Here is an 18556-nt window from a genome sequence, read left to right on the forward strand (position 1 = left end):
GCTAACGCTTCCCTAAGGCATTTTTTTTCGCTAGCATCACGCCAACTTTCCCGTCGCCGTTCGCCGGCGCACCCATCCCTACATTCCATCCCATGAGGAAACCATGAGCGAGCACATCCATTACGTCACCGACGACACCTTTGAAGCCGAAGTGCTGCAATCGCAGCAGCCGGTTCTCGTCGACTACTGGGCAGAATGGTGCGGCCCCTGCAAGATGATCGCTCCGATCCTCGACGAAGTCGCCAACGAATACGCCGGCAAGCTGAAGGTCGCCAAGGTCAACATCGACGACAACCAGGCGACCCCGGCCAAGTACGGCATCCGCGGCATCCCGACCCTGATGATCTTCAAGAACGGCAACATCGAGGCAACCAAGGTCGGCGCCCTGTCCAAGTCCCAACTCGCCGCCTTTATTGACAGCAACCTGTAATCTCCGTAGTCTCCCGACCTGAAGGTGCGTCCTGCACCTTCAGGCAGACGCGACAGGCAAGCTGTCCGGCGTCATTCCCCTCCCCCCAAGCTTCTGCAATCTGCGCCCTGGCCTCCGGGCACTCGCCCGTTCGATAACCGGCGCCACACATTCCCACATGCAACTTTCCGAACTCAAGACATTACACGTCAGCAAACTGCTGGATATGGCCACCGAACTCGGCATCGAAAATGCCAACCGGATGCGCAAGCAGGAGCTGATCTACGCCATCCTCAAGGCCAAGGCCAAGAACGGCGACACCATCTACGGCGACGGCACGCTGGAAGTCCTGCCCGACGGCTACGGCTTCCTCCGCTCGGCCGACACCTCCTACCTGGCCAACCCGGACGACATCTACGTCTCCCCGTCGCAGGTCCGCCGCTTCAACCTGCGCACCGGCGACACGGTCGAGGGCGAGATCCGCACCCCGAAGGATGGCGAACGCTACGTCGCGCTGACCAAGCTCGACCGCATCAACGGCTTCTCGCCTGAAGCCAACAAGAACAAGATCATGTTCGAGAACCTGACGCCGCTGCACCCGACGCGTCACCTCAAGCTCGAACGCGAGATCAAGTCCGACGAAAACATCACCAGCCGCGTCATCGACATGATCGCCCCGATCGGCTGCGGCCAGCGCGGCCTGCTCGTCGCCCCGCCGAAGACCGGCAAGACCGTGATGCTGCAGAACATCGCCCACGCCATCACCGCCAACCACCCGGAAGTCGTGCTCATCGTGCTGCTCATCGACGAGCGTCCGGAAGAAGTCACCGAAATGACCCGCACCGTCAAGGGCGAGGTCGTCGCCTCGACCTTCGACGAACCGGCCACCCGCCACGTCGCGGTCGCCGAAATGGTCATCGAGAAAGCCAAGCGCCTGGTCGAGCACAAGAAGGACGTGGTCATCCTGCTCGACTCGATCACCCGCCTCGCTCGCGCCTACAACACCGTGCAACCGGCCTCCGGCAAGGTGCTGACCGGCGGTGTCGACGCCAACGCCCTGCAGAAGCCCAAGCGCTTCTTCGGCGCCGCGCGCAACATCGAGGAAGGCGGCTCGCTGACCATCCTCGCCACCGCGCTGATCGATACCGGCTCGCGCATGGACGAAGTGATCTACGAAGAATTCAAGGGTACCGGCAACTCCGAAATCCATCTCGACCGCCGCATGGCCGAGAAGCGCATGTACCCGGCGGTCAACGTCAATCGCTCCGGCACCCGCCGCGAGGAACTGCTGCTCAAGCCCGACGTGCTGCAGAAAATGTGGGTTCTGCGCAAGCTGTGCTACCCGATGGACGACCTCGAGGCGATGGAATTCCTGCTCGACAAGGTCAAATCGACCAAGGGCAACCAGGAATTTTTTGACGCCATGCGTCGCGGCTGAAGCCGCAACGCATCGGCAGCTTTGGCTTCGGCCGCCCCTGGCGGGGCTTCACTTCGCAATGCGAAGTGAGCCTCCGCCGCAACAAACCTGCGGTGTGTTGTGACGCCATGCGTCGCGGTTAACCAACAAATATTGCAAGCCCGCGCTTTTTCGAGGATAATCACGGGCTTCCCAGATCGGCCACATCCGCCGGTCGCTCGTTTAAAGGACAAAAGATGAAAGCCGATATCCACCCGAATTACAAAGACGTCGCCGTGACCTGCTCCTGCGGCCACAACTTCACGACCAAGTCGACCATGCACAAGGATGCCTTCCACGTTGAAGTCTGCTCCCTGTGCCACCCGTTCTACACCGGCAAGCAGAAGATCGTCGACACCGCCGGTCGCGTCGAGAAGTTCAACCAGAAGTTCGGCGCCATGCGCGGCAAGGCTGCAGCCTGATCGGCTTGATTTTCGCCATATCGAAAGGCAGCCTGTGGGCTGCCTTTTTCATTTCCGGAAGACATGCCTGATTTTCTCGCCCTGATCCGTCGCGGTATCCGCCTGCCCCCGTCGGGCTGGATGCTCGCCGGCATGCTGGCCTTCTACGTGCTGGCCGGCCTGTTCGGCCGCGACCCGTGGAAGGGCGAGGACGCCGTCCATATCGGCGCCGCCTGGCACATGCTGCACTACAGCGACTGGCTGTCGCCCGACCTGGCTGGCCGCGCCTTCCACGAACCGCCGCTCTATTACTGGAGCGCCGCGCTGACCGGCAAGATATTCGGCTGGCTGCTGCCGCTACACGAGGCGATGCGCATCGCCAGCGGCATCTGGGTCACCCTGGCGCTGATGGGCCTCTACTACGCCAGCCGCGAGCTCTATGGCGAAGACTCGGCGGCGGCCAGCCCGATGCTGCTCGCCGGCTGCGCCGGCCTGCTCTTCCACGCCCACGATGCGCAGCCGATGCTGATCGCGCTGGCCGCCTATGGCGGCGGCCTCGGCGCCCTCGCTGCCATCGGCCGCAAGCCGCGGCTGACCGGCATCTTCTACGGCCTTGCCGTCGCCGCCTGCCTGCTCGGCACCGGCATCGCCCCCACCCTGCCGCTGCTCGCCATCGCGCCGGTCGCCTGGTGGCTGTCGCCGGATCGCCCGAAAGCCCTGCACACCCTGCTCATCGGCCTGGCCATCGCGACCGTGCTGATCCTGCCCTGGCCGCTGCTCCTACTCAACCTGGAAGCGGCCCGTTTCCACGGCTGGCTGGCCACCGAACTGGCCCCCTTCAAGACCCCGTTTTCGTTCACCGGCCTGGGACGTTTCCTCGGCATGCTGCCCTGGTTCGCCTTCCCGGCCATGCCGCTGGCCGCCTGGACGCTGTGGATACGGCGCAAGGACCTGAAGGCGCCGAACCTCTTGCTGCCGCTGGCTTTTCTCGGCATTACGCTGCTCCTGCTGGCCTGGGCCTTCCGGCCGCGCGAAATCCCCTGCCTGCTCCTGCTGCCGCCGCTCGCCCTGCTCGCCACGCCCGGCGCGCTGGCCCTGCGCCGTGGTGCCGCCAGCGCCTTCGACTGGTTCGCGATGTCCACCTTCAGCCTGTTCGCCGTCGTCGTGTGGATCGGCTGGTCGGCCATGGCGCTGGGCTGGCCGAGCAAGCTGGCCGAACGCGCGATCATCCTGCGCCCCGGTTTCGTCGGCCAGATTCACTGGCTGGCACTGGCCGTCGGCCTGGCCGCCACCGCCTGGTGGCTGTGGCTGATCGTCACCGCCCCGCGCTCGCCGTACCGCAGCCTGACGCACTGGACGCTGGGCTTCACCACGCTGTGGCTGCTGGCGACCAGCCTGATCCTGCCCTGGTTCGACTACGGCAAGACCTATCGCCCGGTGGCCCAGGCCATCGCCAAGGCGCTGCCCGACAACCACGGCTGCCTGGCCGAGCGCAACCTGAGCGATACGCAGCTGGCGTCGATGGCCTATTTCGTGGAAATCGAACCGGTGGCAGAGGATTCGAAGGCCGGAAAGGCCTGCGACTGGCTATTGGTCGTCGGCGATACGCGCCGCGAACTGGCGCCGCCGAATGGTCAATGGACCAAGGTGTGGGAGGGCAATCGCCCGGGCGACCGCAAGGAAAAATTCCGCCTCTATCGCCGCTGATGGCTGCGACCGCCGCCCGGCGGTCGCAAACGGTCCGAGATCGCTCAGCCCTTCAGGAAATGTTCCCGGTAGTACTTGAGTTCGTCGATGGACTCGTAGATGTCGGCCAGCGCCGTGTGCTTGCTCTTCTTCTTGAAGCCCTTGTAGACCTCCGGCTGCCAGCGCTTGCACAGTTCCTTCAGGGTGCTGACATCGAGGTTGCGGTAATGGAAGAAGGCTTCCAGCGTCGGCATGTAGCGCGCCATGAAGCGGCGGTCCTGGCCGATGGAGTTGCCGCACATCGGCGAGTGGCCGGCCAGCGAATATTTCTTCAGGAATTCCAGCGCCGCCGCCTCGACCTCGGCCTCGTTCATGGTCGAGGCCTTGACCTTGTCGATCAGGCCGGAACGACCGTGGGTTTTCTGGTTCCAATCATCCATGGCAGCCAGCGTCGCGTCGGACTGGTGCACCACCCATGACGGGGATTCGGCAACCATTTCCAGTTCGGAATTGGTCACCACCATCGCCATCTCGATGATGCGGTCGCCATCCGGATTCAAACCCGTCATTTCCATGTCCAGCCAGACGAGGTTGTTTGCATTGCCTGCCATATAATTGCCCGATTCCTTGAAAACCCCGATTTTCGCACAGCTTGCCCCGACCTTCGTGACCCAGAATTTCACCCTGATCTTTCTCCTCTTCTTCGCGCTGACCCTGACCGTACGCTTGTGGCTGAAGCTTCGCCACATCGGCTTCGTTGCCGGGCATCGCCAGGCGGTCCCAGCCGAATTCACCGCGAGCGTGACCCTGGAAACCCACCAGAAGGCGGCCGACTACACCGTCGACCGCAGCCGGGCTGCGCTGGTCGGCATCGTCGTCGAGGCCGGCCTGCTGCTGGCGTTGACGCTGGGCGGCGGACTGGCCGCGCTGCATGAATTCTGGTCGCCGCGCCTCGACGGCCTGTCCTACGGCCTGGCCATGATCTTCAGCCTGATGGCCGTTTCCGGCCTGGTCGACCTGCCGCTGTCGCTGTATAGCCAGTTCGTCGTCGAGGCCCGCCACGGCTTCAACCGGATGACCCTCGGCCTGTTCTTCGCCGACCTGCTCAAGCAGACCTTGCTCGGCGCCCTGATCGGCGCCCCTGTCATCCTCGCCGTGCTCTGGCTGATGGGCGCCATGGGCGAGTTCTGGTGGCTCTACGTCTGGCTGTTCTGGTCGGCCTTCAACCTGCTGCTGATGTTCGTGTACCCGACCTGGATCGCCCCGCTGTTCAACAAGTTCTCGCCGCTCGGAGAAGGCGAGATGAAAGCGCGCGTCGAAGCCCTGCTCGCCCGCTGCGGCTTCCGCTCCTCCGGCCTGTTCGTGATGGACGGCTCGAAGCGCTCCAGCCACGGCAATGCCTACTTCACCGGCTTCGGCAACAACAAGCGCATCGTCTTCTTCGACACCCTGCTCACCCGCCTCGACCCGCCCGAGGTCGAAGCGGTGCTCGCCCACGAACTTGGTCATTTCCGCAAAAAGCACGTGCTCAAGCGACTGGTGATGATGTTCGCCGGCTCGCTCGCCTTCCTGTGGCTGCTCGGCCAGCTGATCGATGCGCCGTGGTTCTATGCCGGCCTCGGCGTCGATGCGCACAACACGGCGCTGGCGCTGATCCTGTTCTTCCTGGTCATGCCGGTATTCACCTTCCCGCTGACCCCGCTGATGAGCTGGCTGTCGCGCCAGCACGAATTCGAGGCCGACGCCTATGCCGCCGAGCATGCCGCCGCCGACGACCTGATCCACGCGCTGGTCAAGCTGTACCGGGACAATGCCTCGACGCTGACCCCTGACCCGCTGCATTCGCTGTTCTACGACTCGCACCCGCCCGCCGCGCAGCGCATTGCCCACCTCCAGCTGCAGGGGGCCGGAAGCTGATGGAAGGCCGGGTCGTCGCCGCCCACGGCCGGCAATACGTGGTCGAACTGCCCGATGGCACCCGACTGCCCTGTTTTCCGCGCGGCAAGAAGAGCGAGATCGCCTGCGGCGACCGCGTCGACATCCAGCGCACCTCGGACGACCAGGGCGTCGTCGAGGCGATCCAGCCGCGCAGCAGCCTGCTCTACCGTTCCAATGAAATCCGCCAGAAGCTGATCGCCGCCAACGTCGACCAGATCGTCATCGTCGTCGCCACCGAGCCGGGATTTTCCGACGAACTGGTCAGCCGCGCCCTGCTCGCCGCCGAAAGCGAGGAGATCGCGCCGCTGATCGTGCTCAACAAGTGCGACCTGGCCGACAAACTGCCGGCGGCGCGCGAGCGCCTGGCCGTCCTCGCGGCACTCGGCTACCCGATCCTCGAACTGTCGGCCCGCGATCACGCCGAAGACCTGCGCCCCCACCTGGCCGGCAAGACCAGCGTGCTGGTCGGCCAGTCCGGCATGGGCAAATCGACGCTGGTCAATGCGCTGATCCCGGAGGCCAGGGCCGCCACGCGCGAAATCTCGCAGGCCCTCGATTCCGGCAAGCACACCACCACGCACGCCACGCTCTACCATCTGGATGCGGACAGCGACCTGATCGACTCGCCCGGCCTGCAGGAATTCGGGCTGGGCCATCTCGACCGCCAGGAAATCGAAGGCGCCTTCCCGGAATTCCGCGAATACCTCGGCCAGTGCCGATTCCGCGATTGCCGGCACGACCGCGAACCGGGCTGCGCCCTGACCGCGGCGGTGGACAGCGGCAGGATCGACAGGAATCGTTTCGCGATCTACCACCGCATTGTCGGCAATTGACGCGGCGGCCCGCCTGGCCGACACCGGCGTCATATATAGATTAAAGTTGGCAATATTATTACGGTAATGTGATAATTCTCGCAAACTCGCCACCCAGGGGCGATTGGACTTGCGCATGGATATCCGCCCACCGACCATACTGATCGTCGACGACACTCCCGAGAATCTCAGCGTTCTGGGCGAACTTCTGCAGCCGACTTACCGTGTCCGGGCAGCCAATTCGGGGAAACGCGCCATCCAGATCGCCATGGCCGACCCGACGCCCGATCTCATCCTGCTCGATGTCATGATGCCGGAAATGGATGGTTTCGAGGTTCTCGGCGAATTGCGGGCGTCCGAGGTCACGCGCAACATTCCGGTGATCTTCGTCACGGCCATGGACGGCACCTCGGACGAAGAACGCGGCCTCGACCTGGGCGCCGTCGACTACATCACCAAGCCGATCCGCCCGAGCATCGTCCTCGCCCGCGTGCGCACCCAGCTCGAACTCAAGGCGGCACGGGATTTCCTGAGCAACCAGAATGCCTTCCTCGAAGACGAGGTGGCGCGCCGGATGCACGAAAACCAGCTGATCCAGGAAGTCAGCATTCACGCCCTCGCCCGCCTGGCCGAAACCCGCGACCCGGAAACCGGCAAGCACCTGCGCCGGACGCAGGAATACATCCTGACCCTGGCCCGGCGCCTGTGCAAGCACCCGCGCTTCGCCCACTACCTCGACCAGCGGACCATCGACGCCCTGGTCCAGTCCGCCCCCCTGCACGACATCGGCAAGGTGGGCATTCCCGACCACGTCCTGCTCAAGCCCGGCAAGCTGACCCCGGAAGAGTGGGAGATCATGAAGACCCACGCCGAACTCGGCAGCAACGCCATCGCCCAGGCCGAAGCCGACGCCGACAAGCCGGTCGAGTTCCTCGCCATCGCCAAGATGATTGCCCGCTCGCACCATGAGAAATGGGACGGCAGCGGCTATCCGGACGGGCTGGCCGGCGACGACATCCCGATCGCCGCGCGCCTGATGGCCCTCGCCGACGTGTTCGACGCCCTGACCTGCAAGCGCGTCTATAAGCCGGCGTTCTCCTTCGACCATGCCTACCGGATCATACTGGACGGCAAGGGCCTCCATTTCGATCCGGACATCGTCGAAGCCTTCACCAGCGACTTCGACACCTTCGTCGCCATTGCCAAGGCCTACGCGGAGTAAGAGATGCCGCAGCGCCTGGCGCGAACCCACAGGAGAACCCGGGTGTCTCCGTTGACGGCGCGGCCATTTGACCGAATTGCCGCTGTTTCCCGGCGTCCCGCAAGCTGACTCCTCCCATGTCCATCGCCCCCTCCTCGACCCTGGGCTCGATCATGAGCCTCGAAGTGCACACCCTGCCACCCGAGGCGACCCTGCTGCAGGCCGTGCGCAAGATGTCCGACGAGCAGATTTCCTGCGTCATCGTCGTCGCCGAGGGCATCCCGGTCGGCATCCTGACCGAAAGCAACATCGTTCGCGCCTTCCACGCCCATACGCCGGGCGACATGCGGGTCGGCACCCTGATGTCGCAGCCGCTGATCAGCGCCTCGGTCGATCTCGACCTGGTCAGCGCGCGACGGCTGACCGAGGAAAAGCGCATCCGCCATCTGGTCGTCCTCGACGAAACCGGAACGATAGCCGGCATCGTCAGCGACACCGACTTCCGCATGTACCTGGGCAGCGCCGCATTCCGGCACGTGGATGCGCTGGCCGGCGTCATGGATCACGAAATACCGCACCTGCCGCCCGACGCGCCGCTCGACGAGGCCGTCGCCCGCATGATCGAGCAGGATGCCGACTACCTGATTGTCCACGAAGGTGAACTGCCGATCGGCATCCTGACCGAGCGCGACATCCCGCGCCTGCTCGCCCGGCACGATGCGCCCCACGCGCTGTCCCTGCGCGAAACGATGAGCGCGCCGCTGCGCAGCGTGCCGGTCGACATGTCGGTGGCCGGCGCCATGGAAGCAATGACCCGCTTCCGGCTACGCCACATGGTCGTCCTCAACGACGCGGGGCAGATCGCCGGCGTGGTCAACCAGCGACGCCTGCTCGAGCAGCTGGCCCTGGAGCGGATGGAACACGCCCTGCAGCAGGCGCAGCAGGAACGCGACCGCCTGCGCCTGGAAGCCCACCTGCAGATGGCGCTCGATGGCGGCGGCGCGGGAAGCTGGGAGTACCAGCACGATATCGACCGCTACCAGCTCAGCCGGGGCGTGCTGCGCATCCTGGGCTGTTCGGCCGGCGCCGCGCCGCGCACGCTCGCGGCCTGGATGGCGCGCGTCCACCCGGACGACCGGCAAACCCTGGACGCTGCCTTCGACGCCGCCGCCCAGGGCACGACCGAGGCCCAGTACCTCGAATACCGCGTCCGGCACGAGGATGGCCAGTGGCTGTGGATCGAGGACCGGCGCTGCGTCACCGAGCGCCTGTCGGATGGCAGCCCGCGCCTGACCGCCGGGGTCGTCAACGACATCACCGCCCGCCAGAACGACAAGGACAAGATCGACCGCCAGAATCGCGCCCTGCGCCTGATGAACGCCGTCTCCCAGGCGCTCGTCCGCCACCACGACCGGCCGGGGATGCTCGCCGACGTGTGCACCATCATCGTCGAGACCGGCGGCTACAAGCTGGCCTGGGTGGGCGAAGCGATGCACGACCCGGACAAGCGCATCCTTCCCCTCGCCTATTCCGGCAACAACGAAGACTACCTCCTCAACCTGAACATCACCTGGGCCGACGCATGGAACGGCCAGGGCACGATCGGTCGGGCCATCCGGCATGGCCGCCCCTTCGTCGCCCGGGACATCGACCCCGACCCGACCCTGGCGCACTGGCGGGAAGTGGCACAGGCCGGCGGCTTCCGCTCATCGATCAGCCTGCCGCTATGGATCGACGACAAGGTATTCGGCAGCCTGAACCTCAACTCGCCGGATACCGACACCTTCGACGACGACGAGGTGGCGCTGCTGGCGCACATCGCCAGCGAGATCGAACTCGGCATCGCCATGCAGCGTTCGCGCCGCACCCTGGCGCACAGCGAAGCGATGCTGCTGGAAGCCCAGCGCCTGGCCCGGATCGGCCATTTCACCTTCGAGGCGGACGGCGACCTGCTGATCGGCTCGCCCACGCACAACGAGATACTCGGCATCGCCCCCGGCGAAGCGCTGGACACCCGCGGCTGGCTGGCGCTGGTGCATCCGGACGACCGCGAACGCGTCGCCGAATACTCCCGCGACCACGTCTTCCGCAAGCGCCAGCCCTTCGACTCGGAGTACCGGACCATCCGCCGCGACAGCGGCGAGGAACGCTGGATACACACCGCCGGCCAACTGCTCATCGGCACCGACGGCCGGGTCAGCCGGCTTTTCGGCACCAGCCAGGACGTCACCGAACGCAAGCACTTCGAACAACGGCTGAGCCAGAACGAGGCGGCGCTGCGCGAAGCGCAGGCCATCGCCCACCTCGGCAGCTGGACGCTGGATATCGCCAACGACCGGCTGAGCTGGAGCGACGAGGTTTACCGGATCTTCGGGCTGGCCCAGCGCGAAGCGCTGAAGCTCGCCGATTTCATCGACTGCATCCACCCCGACGACCGCGAGCACGTCCTCTCCGACTGGCAGAAAGCGCTGCACGGCGAAGCCTACGACAGCGAGCACCGCGTCCAGTCGGGCAACGCCATCCGCTGGGTGCGCGAGCGCGCCCATATCCGCTTCGACGAATCCGGAAACGCCCTGTCGGCCGTCGGCACGGTCCAGGACATCACCGAGCGGCGCGCGGTGGAGGAGCAGCTGCGCAAGCTCTCCCTGGCCATGGAGCAGAGCCCGCACAGCATCATCATCACCAACACGCAGGCCGAGATCGAATACGTCAACGAAGCCTTTGTCCGGAATACCGGCTACACGCGGGACGAGGTCATCGGCCAGAACCCCCGCATCCTGAATCCCGGCACGCCGGAGGCCGCGCCCCCGGCCGAGCTGTGGGCGACGCTGCAGCGCGGCGAGGTGTGGCATGGCGAGTTCATCAACCAGCGCAAGGACGGATCGATTTTCGAGGAAATGGCGATCATCTCGCCGGTGCGCCAGCCGGATGGACGAATGACGCACTACCTGGCCATCAAGGAAGACATCACCGAGAAGAAACGCATCCAGTCGGAGCTGGAAACCTATCGCCAGCACCTCGAGCAGCTGGTCGACGAACGCACCGAGGAGCTGATGCGCGCCAAGAACGAGGCCGAATCGGCCAGCCGCGCCAAGAGCACCTTCCTGGCCAACATGAGCCATGAAATCCGCACGCCGATGAACGCCATCATCGGCCTGACCTATCTCGCCCAGCGCAACACCCGCGACAAGGATCAGTACGAGCGCCTGAGCAAGGTCGGCGACGCGGCCCAGCACCTGCTGGCCATCATCAACGACATCCTCGACCTGTCGAAGATCGAAGCCGACAAGCTGGTTCTCGAAGACAGCGACTTCTCCCTCGACGACGTCTGCAACCGCACCTGCGAACTGGTGGCGACGCGCGCCGAAGCCAAGCACCTGGGCGTGATCCGCCACTTCGACCCGGCCATCCCCGCCGTCGTGCGGGGCGACTCGATGCGGGTGCAGCAAATCCTGATCAACTTCCTGTCGAATGCCATCAAGTTCACCGAACGGGGAAGGATAGACCTGCGCACCAGCCTGATCGAGGCCGGCAGCGACGACGTGCTGATCCGCTGCGAGGTCAGCGACACCGGCATCGGCATCGCGGCGGACCATCTATCCCGGCTGTTTCAGCCCTTCGAGCAGGGCGACACCTCGACCACCCGCCGCTACGGCGGCACCGGCCTCGGCCTGGCCATCAGCAAGCGGCTGGCGGCCGCCATGCATGGCGATATCGGTGTCGAGAGCGAGCCGGGAAGCGGCAGCACCTTCTGGTTCACGGCGCGCCTGAAACGCGGCACCGAAACCCGGGAAAGACCGCCGGTCGCAAGCATGCCGCCCGCCCACCACCGCCAGGGCGCGCGCGTCCTCCTCGCCGAGGACAACGTCATCAACGCCGAAGTGGCATGCGACATGCTCAAAGGCGCCGGACTCGTCGTCGACCTGGCCCGCGACGGCGCCGAAGCGGTCGATTGCGCCCTGCGCCACGCCTACGACCTGGTGCTGATGGACATGCAGATGCCGGTCATGGACGGCCTCGAGGCCACCCGGCAGATACGCCTACTCCCCGGCTGGCAGCGGGTGCCCATCCTCGCCATGACCGCCAACGCCTTCGACGAAGACCGCGACGTCTGCATGGCCGCCGGCATGAACGACCACATCGCCAAGCCGGTCGCCCCCGACGTCCTCTACGCCACCCTGGCCCGCTGGCTGCCCATCCGCAAGACCGTCGCGGCCGTTCAGGGCACCCCCGAGCAGATTGCCGCCCTCGCCGGCATTGCCGGCCTGGACAGCAACCTCGGCCTGCTGGCGGTGCGCGGCCGCGTGGACTCCTACATCCGCCTGCTCGGCAAATTCACCGAAACCCACGGCCACGATTTCGCCCGCATTCGCCAGCAGCTGGCCGATGGCAACCTCGACGAGGCGCGGCGACTGGCCCACTCGCTGAAGGGGGTTTCCGCCACTCTCGGGGCGGTCCAGGTCAACCATGCCGCGCTGACCCTCGAACTCGCCATCCGGGAAGGTCGCGACCCGCTCGAGCTGCTGCCCCTCGTCGAACGCGCCGAAACCGCCTACCAGCTGCTGCAGGAACAGCTGTCGACCCTGCACGACAATGCCGGCACCGCCGGGCCGGCGGTGGACGACGAGGCCATCCGGAAAGCGCTGGAACACATTCGCCGCGAACTGCAGCAAGGCGAAATGAGCGTGCAGGACCGGGTCAGGCAGGAGGCGAACACCCTCAAGCAAGCCTTCGGGGTTCGCCATGCGCAGTTCGAGAACCTGGTCTCGTCCTTCGATTTCGAGGCCGCGCTCGACTACCTGGACAAGTACGGGCCGGCGGGAAAGGCGTCTTAAGCGCCGTCCGGCAGCCAGTCCAGGATGCCCCTGGCGGCCACCCGCCCGCTGGCGAAACAGGCGGTCAGCAGGTAACCGCCGGTCGGCGCCTCCCAGTCGAGCATCTCGCCGGCGCAAAACACCCCCGGCATCCCGCGCAGCATCAACTGGTCGTCGAGCGCCGCGAAGCTGACGCCCCCCGCCGAGCTGATCGCCTCGTCGAGCGGGCGGGTGGCCGTCACCGGCACGGGCAGATCCTTGATCGCCGCGGCCAGCGCCGATGCCGAGGCCAGCGTTTCGGGCGGGCACAACTCGCGCAGCAGCGCCGCCTTGACGCCTTCGATCCCGGCCCGGCGGCGCAGATGGTTGGCCAGCGAATCGCGGCCGCGCGGCCTGGCCAGGTCGGCCGCCAGCCGCTCCAGGCTGCGCCCCGGCGCCAGGTCCAGATGCAGCGCCGCCCGCCCGTCGCGCGCCAGCGCATCGCGCAGCTCGGCCGCCAGCGCATAGATCAGGCCGCCTTCGAGGCCGCCTTCGGTAATGTTGAACTCGCCCTGCCGGGTCTGCGCGCCCGCCGTCGCCAGCACTGGCTTGACCGCTTGCCCGGCATGACGCTCGCGGAAATACGGCGACCAGTCGACATCGAACCCGCAGTTGGCCGGCTTGAGCGCCTCCACCTCGACGCCGGCATCGCGCAGCACGGGCACCCAGGCGCCGTCCGAGCCGAGCCTGGCCCAGCTGCCGCCGCCGACGGCGAGCAAGGCGGCATCGGCGGCGACGGCAAGCTCGCCGGCCGGCGTGGCGAAGCGCAGCTGCCCGTCGCGCCAGCCCAGCCAGCGATGACGCACATGGAAATGCACGCCCTGCCCGCGCAAGCGGTGCAACCAGGCGCGCAGCAGCGGCGCCGCTTTCATGTCGGTGGGAAAAACCCGGCCCGAGGTGCCGATAAAGGTGTCGATGCCCAGGCCGTGTATCCAGTCGCGCAAGGCCTGCGGGCCGAAGGCGTCGAGCCAGTGCCCGACCAGCCCGGCCCGCGCGCCGTAGCGCCCGACGAAATCGGCCAGCGGCTCGGAATGGGTAATGTTCATGCCGCCCTTGCCGGCCATCAGGAACTTGCGGCCGACCGAGGGCATGGCGTCGTAGATGTCGACCCGCAGCCCGGCCTCGGCCGACAGCACTTCGGCCGCCATCAGGCCGGCCGGACCCCCGCCGACGATGGCGATGCGTTTCGTCGTCGTCATTCCCTGGCCGCCCGGCTTTCGATGGCCGCCGACAGTTCGTCGGGCAGCTCTTCCTCGTCGATCGGGAAAACGGTGACGGCGACTTCGGGCTCGGCCCCGCCGCCGCCCAGGATGATGCCGCGCAGCGGCGAGATGTCGGAAAAATCGCGACCGAAGGACAGCGTGATGTGCTCGGTATCGGGCAGCAGGTTGTTGGTCGGATCGAAATCGACCCAGCCGTACGCGCTGCCCGGCACATGGACCGAGACCCAGGCGTGCGAGGCGTCGGCGCCGATCAGGCGCGGCTTGCCGGGGGGCGGCCGGGTCAGCAGGTAGCCGCTGACGTAGCGGGCGGCCAGGCCCATCGCGCGCAGGCAGGCGATCATCAGGTGGGCGAAGTCCTGGCAGACGCCGCGCTTGTTTTCCAGCACTTCGAGCACCGGCGTGGACACCGTCGTCGCCTCCGGATCGAAGGTGAATTCGCTGAATATCTTGGCCATCAGGGCCTGCACGCCGAGCAGCAGCGGCCGCTCCGGCGGGAAGCAGTCGGCGGCGTAGGCGGCCAGCTCGTGCTTGACGCGGACGTGCGGGCTCTCGAACAGGAAGCGCGCGGCGTCGAGCGCCTCGGCCGGCGGGCTGCTCGAGTCGTAGGCGAGAAGATCGCGCACGGCCTCCCACGGCGGCGAATCTTCCAGGTCGGCCGGCAGATGCGGTTCGACGGCGATGGTCATCACCGAGCGGATGAGCAGGCTGTCGTGCGGCGCGTGGAAGGCGACCCAGGTCACCGGGTTGCCGAAGGCGTCGAGGCCATCGCGCCGCCAGCTCGGCGTCGGCTCGATGTCGACGCATTGTTCCTCGACCCGCTGCCAGGCGAGGATGCGCGGCGACAGGTGCAGTTGCTGCTGCGACAGCGACACCGGGCTGCCGTAGTCGTAGCGGGTTTCGTGCAGCACGTGGTAGCGGACGGCAGTCGTCATCACAGGGCCATGGTCTGCCGGCTGACGTCGCCGACATGGGTGAAGTAGCGCATGCCCAGCCAGTCCGACAACTGGTTGGCGGCCAGTTCGAGACCGTGCAGCAAGGCGGCCAGTTCGATGCAGGGGGCGCTGCTGTGGCTGCGGCTGAACGGCAGGTGCTCGAGCCTGGCGAGATCGAAGGCGCGCAGCCGGTCGACCGCCCCGGCCAGGTCGCCGTCGAAATCGGCGCCCAGTTCGCGCGTCATGCGCTCGAGATAGCGCATCAGCACGTTGGCCTGGAAGAGCACGCCGTGCGGGTTGCTGTCGTCGAATACGAGCAGGTCGACGACCGGCAGCAGCTCCGGCGAGCGGGAATAGCGCGAGCGGTAGGTGATGATCGAGTCCATCAGGTCGAGCAGCCATTCCAGCGATTCCGGGCCGGCGGCCGACGCCATGGTCAGGAAGTGGGCCATGGCCTGCGCCAGGAAGGACAGGCGCTCCAGGCGGCGGCCGATGATCAGGAAGCGCCAGCCGTCGTCGCGCGTCATGTTGTCCATGGCGAAGCCGGTCAGCGACGACGAGACGCCGAGCACGCGGTCGAGGAAGGCGATGGCCTCGGTCAGCGTCGGATGTTTCTTCAGCGCCGCCTGCTGGTCGCGCTGCAGGCGGTTCAGCGAATGCCAGTGGTCGAGCGACAGGCGCTCGCGGACATGGGTCGCCGCCCACATCAGGCTGCGGATGCTGCCGGCCAGGCTGCCCGGCTGGTCGGGATCGTAGATCGCCTCGAGCAGCACGTGCTCGCTGCCGTCCTTGATCGGGCTGTCCTCGTCCGGCTCGGGCAGGACGCCGATCCGCCGCGCCAGGTCCATGGCGGCGACGACCGCCGGCGTCTTGCCGCCGCTGGCGACCACGACGCGCCCGAGGGCGACGCGCAGCATGCGGGCGCTGTCGTCGAAACGCTCGGAATAGCGGCCGAGCCAGAACAGGTTCTCGACCACGCGCGACGACAGGTTGGCGCCGGCGCGGACCAGGTCGCGCACGCCGACCGAGGGCTTGAGCAGCGAGAAATCGCTGACCGGGCCGTTGGTCTGCACCCAGGTGTCTTTCGAGGCGCCGCCGCGCTGCATCGAGAGAATGCGCGTGTTGCCGGCGGTGCCGACCCGGGCCAGCCCGCCCGGCATCACCGAATAGCCGTCCGGCGTCGTCACCGCGTAGGCGCGCAGGCCGACCGGCCGGGCCAGCAGGCGGCGCTCGTGGGCGCGGCTCCAGGTCGGCGCCTGCGACAGCTGGACCATCTCCTGCGCCACGTAGGCATGCGGCCGGGCCTCGATGCGGCGCAGCATGTCGGCGCGCTCCTCGCCCTTCAGTTCGTGGCCGAACACCGGGTCCATGCGCTGCGTCGGGTAGGCCGGCTTGATCACCAGGTCGTCGAAATGCTTTTTCACGTAGTCCAGCGCCGGCTTCTCGCCGCACCACCAGGTGGCGATCGACGGCATCAGCAGCTTTTCGCCGAGCAGGCGCTCGCAGATGGCCGGCAGGAAGCCCATCAGGGCGCCGGAGCCGAGCAGGCCGCTGCCCAGCGCATTGGCGATGACCACCCGGCCGGCGCGCGCGACGTTGAGCAGGCCGGGAATGCCGAGCGCCGATTCGCCGCGCAGTTCGAGCGGATCGCAATAGCTGTCGTCCTGCCGGCGCAGGATGACGTGCACCCGCTTCAGGCCGCGCAGGGTCTTCAGGTACACCGTGTCGCCGCGCACCGTCAGGTCCTGCCCCTCGACCAGCGGGTAGCCGAGGTAGCGGGCCAGGTAGGCGTGCTCGAAATAGGTCTCGTTGTACGGCCCCGGCGTCAGCAGCACGATGTGCGGCTGCTCGTCGCCGTCCACCGGGGCCAGCGCGGTCAGGCCCTCCTGCTTGTCGCGGAAGAAATCGGCGACATGCTGGACGCGCAGGTCGCGGAACATTTCGGGGAAGACGCGCGACACGATGAGGCGGTTTTCCAGCGCATAGCCGGCGCCCGACGGCGCCTGCGTGCGGTCGGCGATGACCCACCAGTGGCCGTCCGGCGAGCGCGCCAGATCGACGGCGTAGCTGTGCAGCCAGACGCCGCCCGGCGGCTTGATGCCGTGACAGGGCCACAGGTAGCCGTGCTGGCCATAGACCAGCGCCGGCGGCAGCAGGCCCTCGGCGAGCAGCGTCTGCTCGCCGTAGAGGTCGGCCAGCATGGCGTTGAGCAGCGCGGCGCGCTGCGCCACGGCGGCCGATACCACGGCCCACTCCTCCGGGGGAATGATCAGCGGCACCGGGTCGAGCGCCCACGGCCGGTCGGCCCCGTCCGGGGCGGCATAGACGTTGTAGGTGACGCCGTTTTCGAGGATGCGGCGGTCGACGAACTCGAGGCGCTGGCGCATTTCCTCCGGCGCCACCGAGTCGAGATGGATAAAGAACTGCCGCCAATGCGGGCGCACGGCACCGTCCGCCGACAACATTTCGTCGTAGCGGCGGGCACTCTGGGGGTAGATGGCGAGGAGCGTGCGGGCCATTGAGCCTTATCCGGCGCAAGCGGGCCGGATCAGTATCAACTCCGGCCCTGCGGTGCGCCTGGCGCGATTATTCTGGGTCAAAAACGTCGCAAGTCTAGCGTAAACGGGTGCTCGGCGCTGATCTCGACCGGCTTCGCCCGCACCGTGCCCGGCGTATGCCCGAAGCGGAAGAAGCGCGCCAGGCGGCGGCTTTCGGCCTCGTAGGCATTGACCGGCAGGACGTCGAAGTTGCGCCCGCCCGGGTGGGCGACATGGTACTGGCAGCCGCCCAGCGAGCGCGACATCCAGGTATCGACGATGTCGAAGACCAGCGGGGCATGGACGCCGATGGTCGGGTGCAGGCAGGAGCTGGGCTGCCACGCCCGGTAGCGCACGCCGGCGACGAACTCGCCGGTGGTGCCGGTGGCGGTCAGCGGCACCGGCTCGCCGTTGCAGGTCAGCACGTAGCGGTCCGGCGCCATGCCCTTGACCTTGACCTGGACGCGTTCGACCGAGGAATCGACGTAGCGCACCGTGCCGCCGACCGAGCCCTCCTCCCCCATGACGTGCCAGGGTTCCAGCGCGTGGCGCAGTTCGAACTCGATGCCCTTGACGGCGAAATCGCCGTATTTCGGGAAGCGGAATTCGAAATGCGGGGCGAACCATTCCTGCTTGAAGGCGAAGCCGGCCTGCTGCATTTCGTCCATCACGTCGGCAAAGTCCTGGGCGACGAAGTGCGGCAGCATGAAGCGGTCGTGCAGCTCGGTGCCCCAGCGGGCCAGGCGCTGCGGCGCGTAGGGCTCGTCCCAGAAGCGGGCGATCAGGCCGCGCAGCAGCAGTTGCTGGGCCAGCGACATGCGGGCGTGCGGCGGCATTTCGAAGGCGCGCAGTTCGAGCAGGCCGAGACGCCCGGTCGGGCCGTCCGGCGAGTACAGCTTGTCGATGCAGAACTCGGCGCGGTGCGTGTTGCCGGTGACGTCGATGAGCAGGTTGCGCAGCACGCGGTCGACCAACCAGGGCGGGATGTAGCCGCCGACCGGCGGAATCTCGCGGAAGGCGATTTCCATTTCGTACAGGCTGTCGTTGCGCGCCTCGTCGATGCGCGGCGCCTGGCTGGTCGGCCCGATGAACAGGCCGGAGAACAGGT

At 66.8% G+C, this 18556-nt stretch carries 13 protein-coding genes; 8 read left to right on the top strand and 5 right to left on the bottom strand.

Going from position 1 to position 18556, the window contains the following annotated elements:
* Positions 1-103 precede the first annotated feature (103 nt).
* The 4 genes from trxA to Q0P59_RS16885 all read left to right on the top strand — a co-directional run bounded on the left by trxA (position 104) and on the right by Q0P59_RS16885 (position 3973).
* Positions 104-430, top strand: coding sequence for a thioredoxin TrxA (trxA, locus tag Q0P59_RS16870; RefSeq protein WP_117608276.1), 327 nt, complete (start codon positions 104-106; stop codon positions 428-430).
* Between the two features lie 157 nt (positions 431-587).
* Complete coding sequence (gene rho / locus Q0P59_RS16875) at positions 588-1847, top strand: transcription termination factor Rho (RefSeq protein ID WP_295008450.1); 1260 nt, start codon at positions 588-590, stop codon at positions 1845-1847.
* A gap of 215 nt (positions 1848-2062) precedes the next feature.
* On the top strand, positions 2063-2287 hold the full coding sequence (gene rpmE / locus Q0P59_RS16880; protein ID WP_295008452.1) for a 50S ribosomal protein L31: 225 nt from the start codon (positions 2063-2065) through the stop codon (positions 2285-2287).
* A gap of 63 nt (positions 2288-2350) precedes the next feature.
* Positions 2351-3973 (top strand): hypothetical protein, encoded by a 1623-nt coding sequence (locus Q0P59_RS16885; RefSeq protein ID WP_295008454.1) that lies wholly within the window; start codon positions 2351-2353, stop codon positions 3971-3973.
* Between the two features lie 44 nt (positions 3974-4017).
* Here Q0P59_RS16885 and orn read toward each other — a convergent pair whose 3' ends face one another.
* On the bottom strand, positions 4018-4563 hold the full coding sequence (gene orn, locus Q0P59_RS16890) for an oligoribonuclease (protein ID WP_295008456.1): 546 nt from the start codon (positions 4561-4563) through the stop codon (positions 4018-4020).
* 55 nt (positions 4564-4618) lie between these two features.
* Between orn and Q0P59_RS16895 the strand changes: the two genes are divergently transcribed.
* From Q0P59_RS16895 to Q0P59_RS16910, 4 genes are all read left to right on the top strand, one after another.
* Positions 4619-5869: a M48 family metallopeptidase gene (locus tag Q0P59_RS16895; protein WP_295008458.1), complete on the top strand. Its 1251-nt coding sequence runs from the start codon at positions 4619-4621 to the stop codon at positions 5867-5869.
* Entirely contained in the window at positions 5869-6723 is an 855-nt protein-coding gene (rsgA, locus tag Q0P59_RS16900) for a ribosome small subunit-dependent GTPase A (RefSeq protein ID WP_295008460.1), read from the top strand. Before Q0P59_RS16895 ends, rsgA begins: the two co-directional genes overlap by 1 nt.
* Before the next feature lie 115 nt (positions 6724-6838).
* Complete coding sequence (locus Q0P59_RS16905) at positions 6839-7924, top strand: two-component system response regulator (RefSeq protein WP_295008462.1); 1086 nt, start codon at positions 6839-6841, stop codon at positions 7922-7924.
* Positions 7925-8040: 116 nt separating this feature from the next.
* Complete coding sequence (locus tag Q0P59_RS16910) at positions 8041-12738, top strand: PAS domain S-box protein (RefSeq protein ID WP_295008463.1); 4698 nt, start codon at positions 8041-8043, stop codon at positions 12736-12738.
* On the opposite strand, the gene Q0P59_RS16915 is transcribed toward Q0P59_RS16910, so the two are convergent.
* The 4 genes from Q0P59_RS16915 to Q0P59_RS16930 form a co-directional block, all read right to left on the bottom strand.
* Positions 12735-13955 (bottom strand): TIGR03862 family flavoprotein, encoded by a 1221-nt coding sequence (locus Q0P59_RS16915; protein ID WP_295008465.1) that lies wholly within the window; start codon positions 13953-13955, stop codon positions 12735-12737. The genes Q0P59_RS16910 and Q0P59_RS16915 overlap by 4 nt on opposite strands.
* Positions 13952-14911 (bottom strand): transglutaminase family protein, encoded by a 960-nt coding sequence (locus Q0P59_RS16920; protein WP_295008467.1) that lies wholly within the window; start codon positions 14909-14911, stop codon positions 13952-13954. The genes Q0P59_RS16915 and Q0P59_RS16920 overlap by 4 nt, the downstream gene beginning before the upstream one ends.
* A complete protein-coding gene (locus tag Q0P59_RS16925) occupies positions 14911-17430 on the bottom strand; it encodes a circularly permuted type 2 ATP-grasp protein (RefSeq protein WP_295008469.1) in 2520 nt (839 codons plus the stop codon). The genes Q0P59_RS16920 and Q0P59_RS16925 overlap by 1 nt, the downstream gene beginning before the upstream one ends.
* Positions 17431-17507: 77 nt before the next feature.
* Positions 17508-18556, bottom strand: a 1049-nt coding sequence (locus tag Q0P59_RS16930; protein ID WP_295008471.1) for a transglutaminase family protein, incomplete at its 5' end; no start/stop codon positions are given.

Origin of the sequence: uncultured Dechloromonas sp., assembly GCF_945957265.1 — a bacterium.
Lineage (GTDB): Bacteria > Pseudomonadota > Gammaproteobacteria > Burkholderiales > Rhodocyclaceae > Azonexus.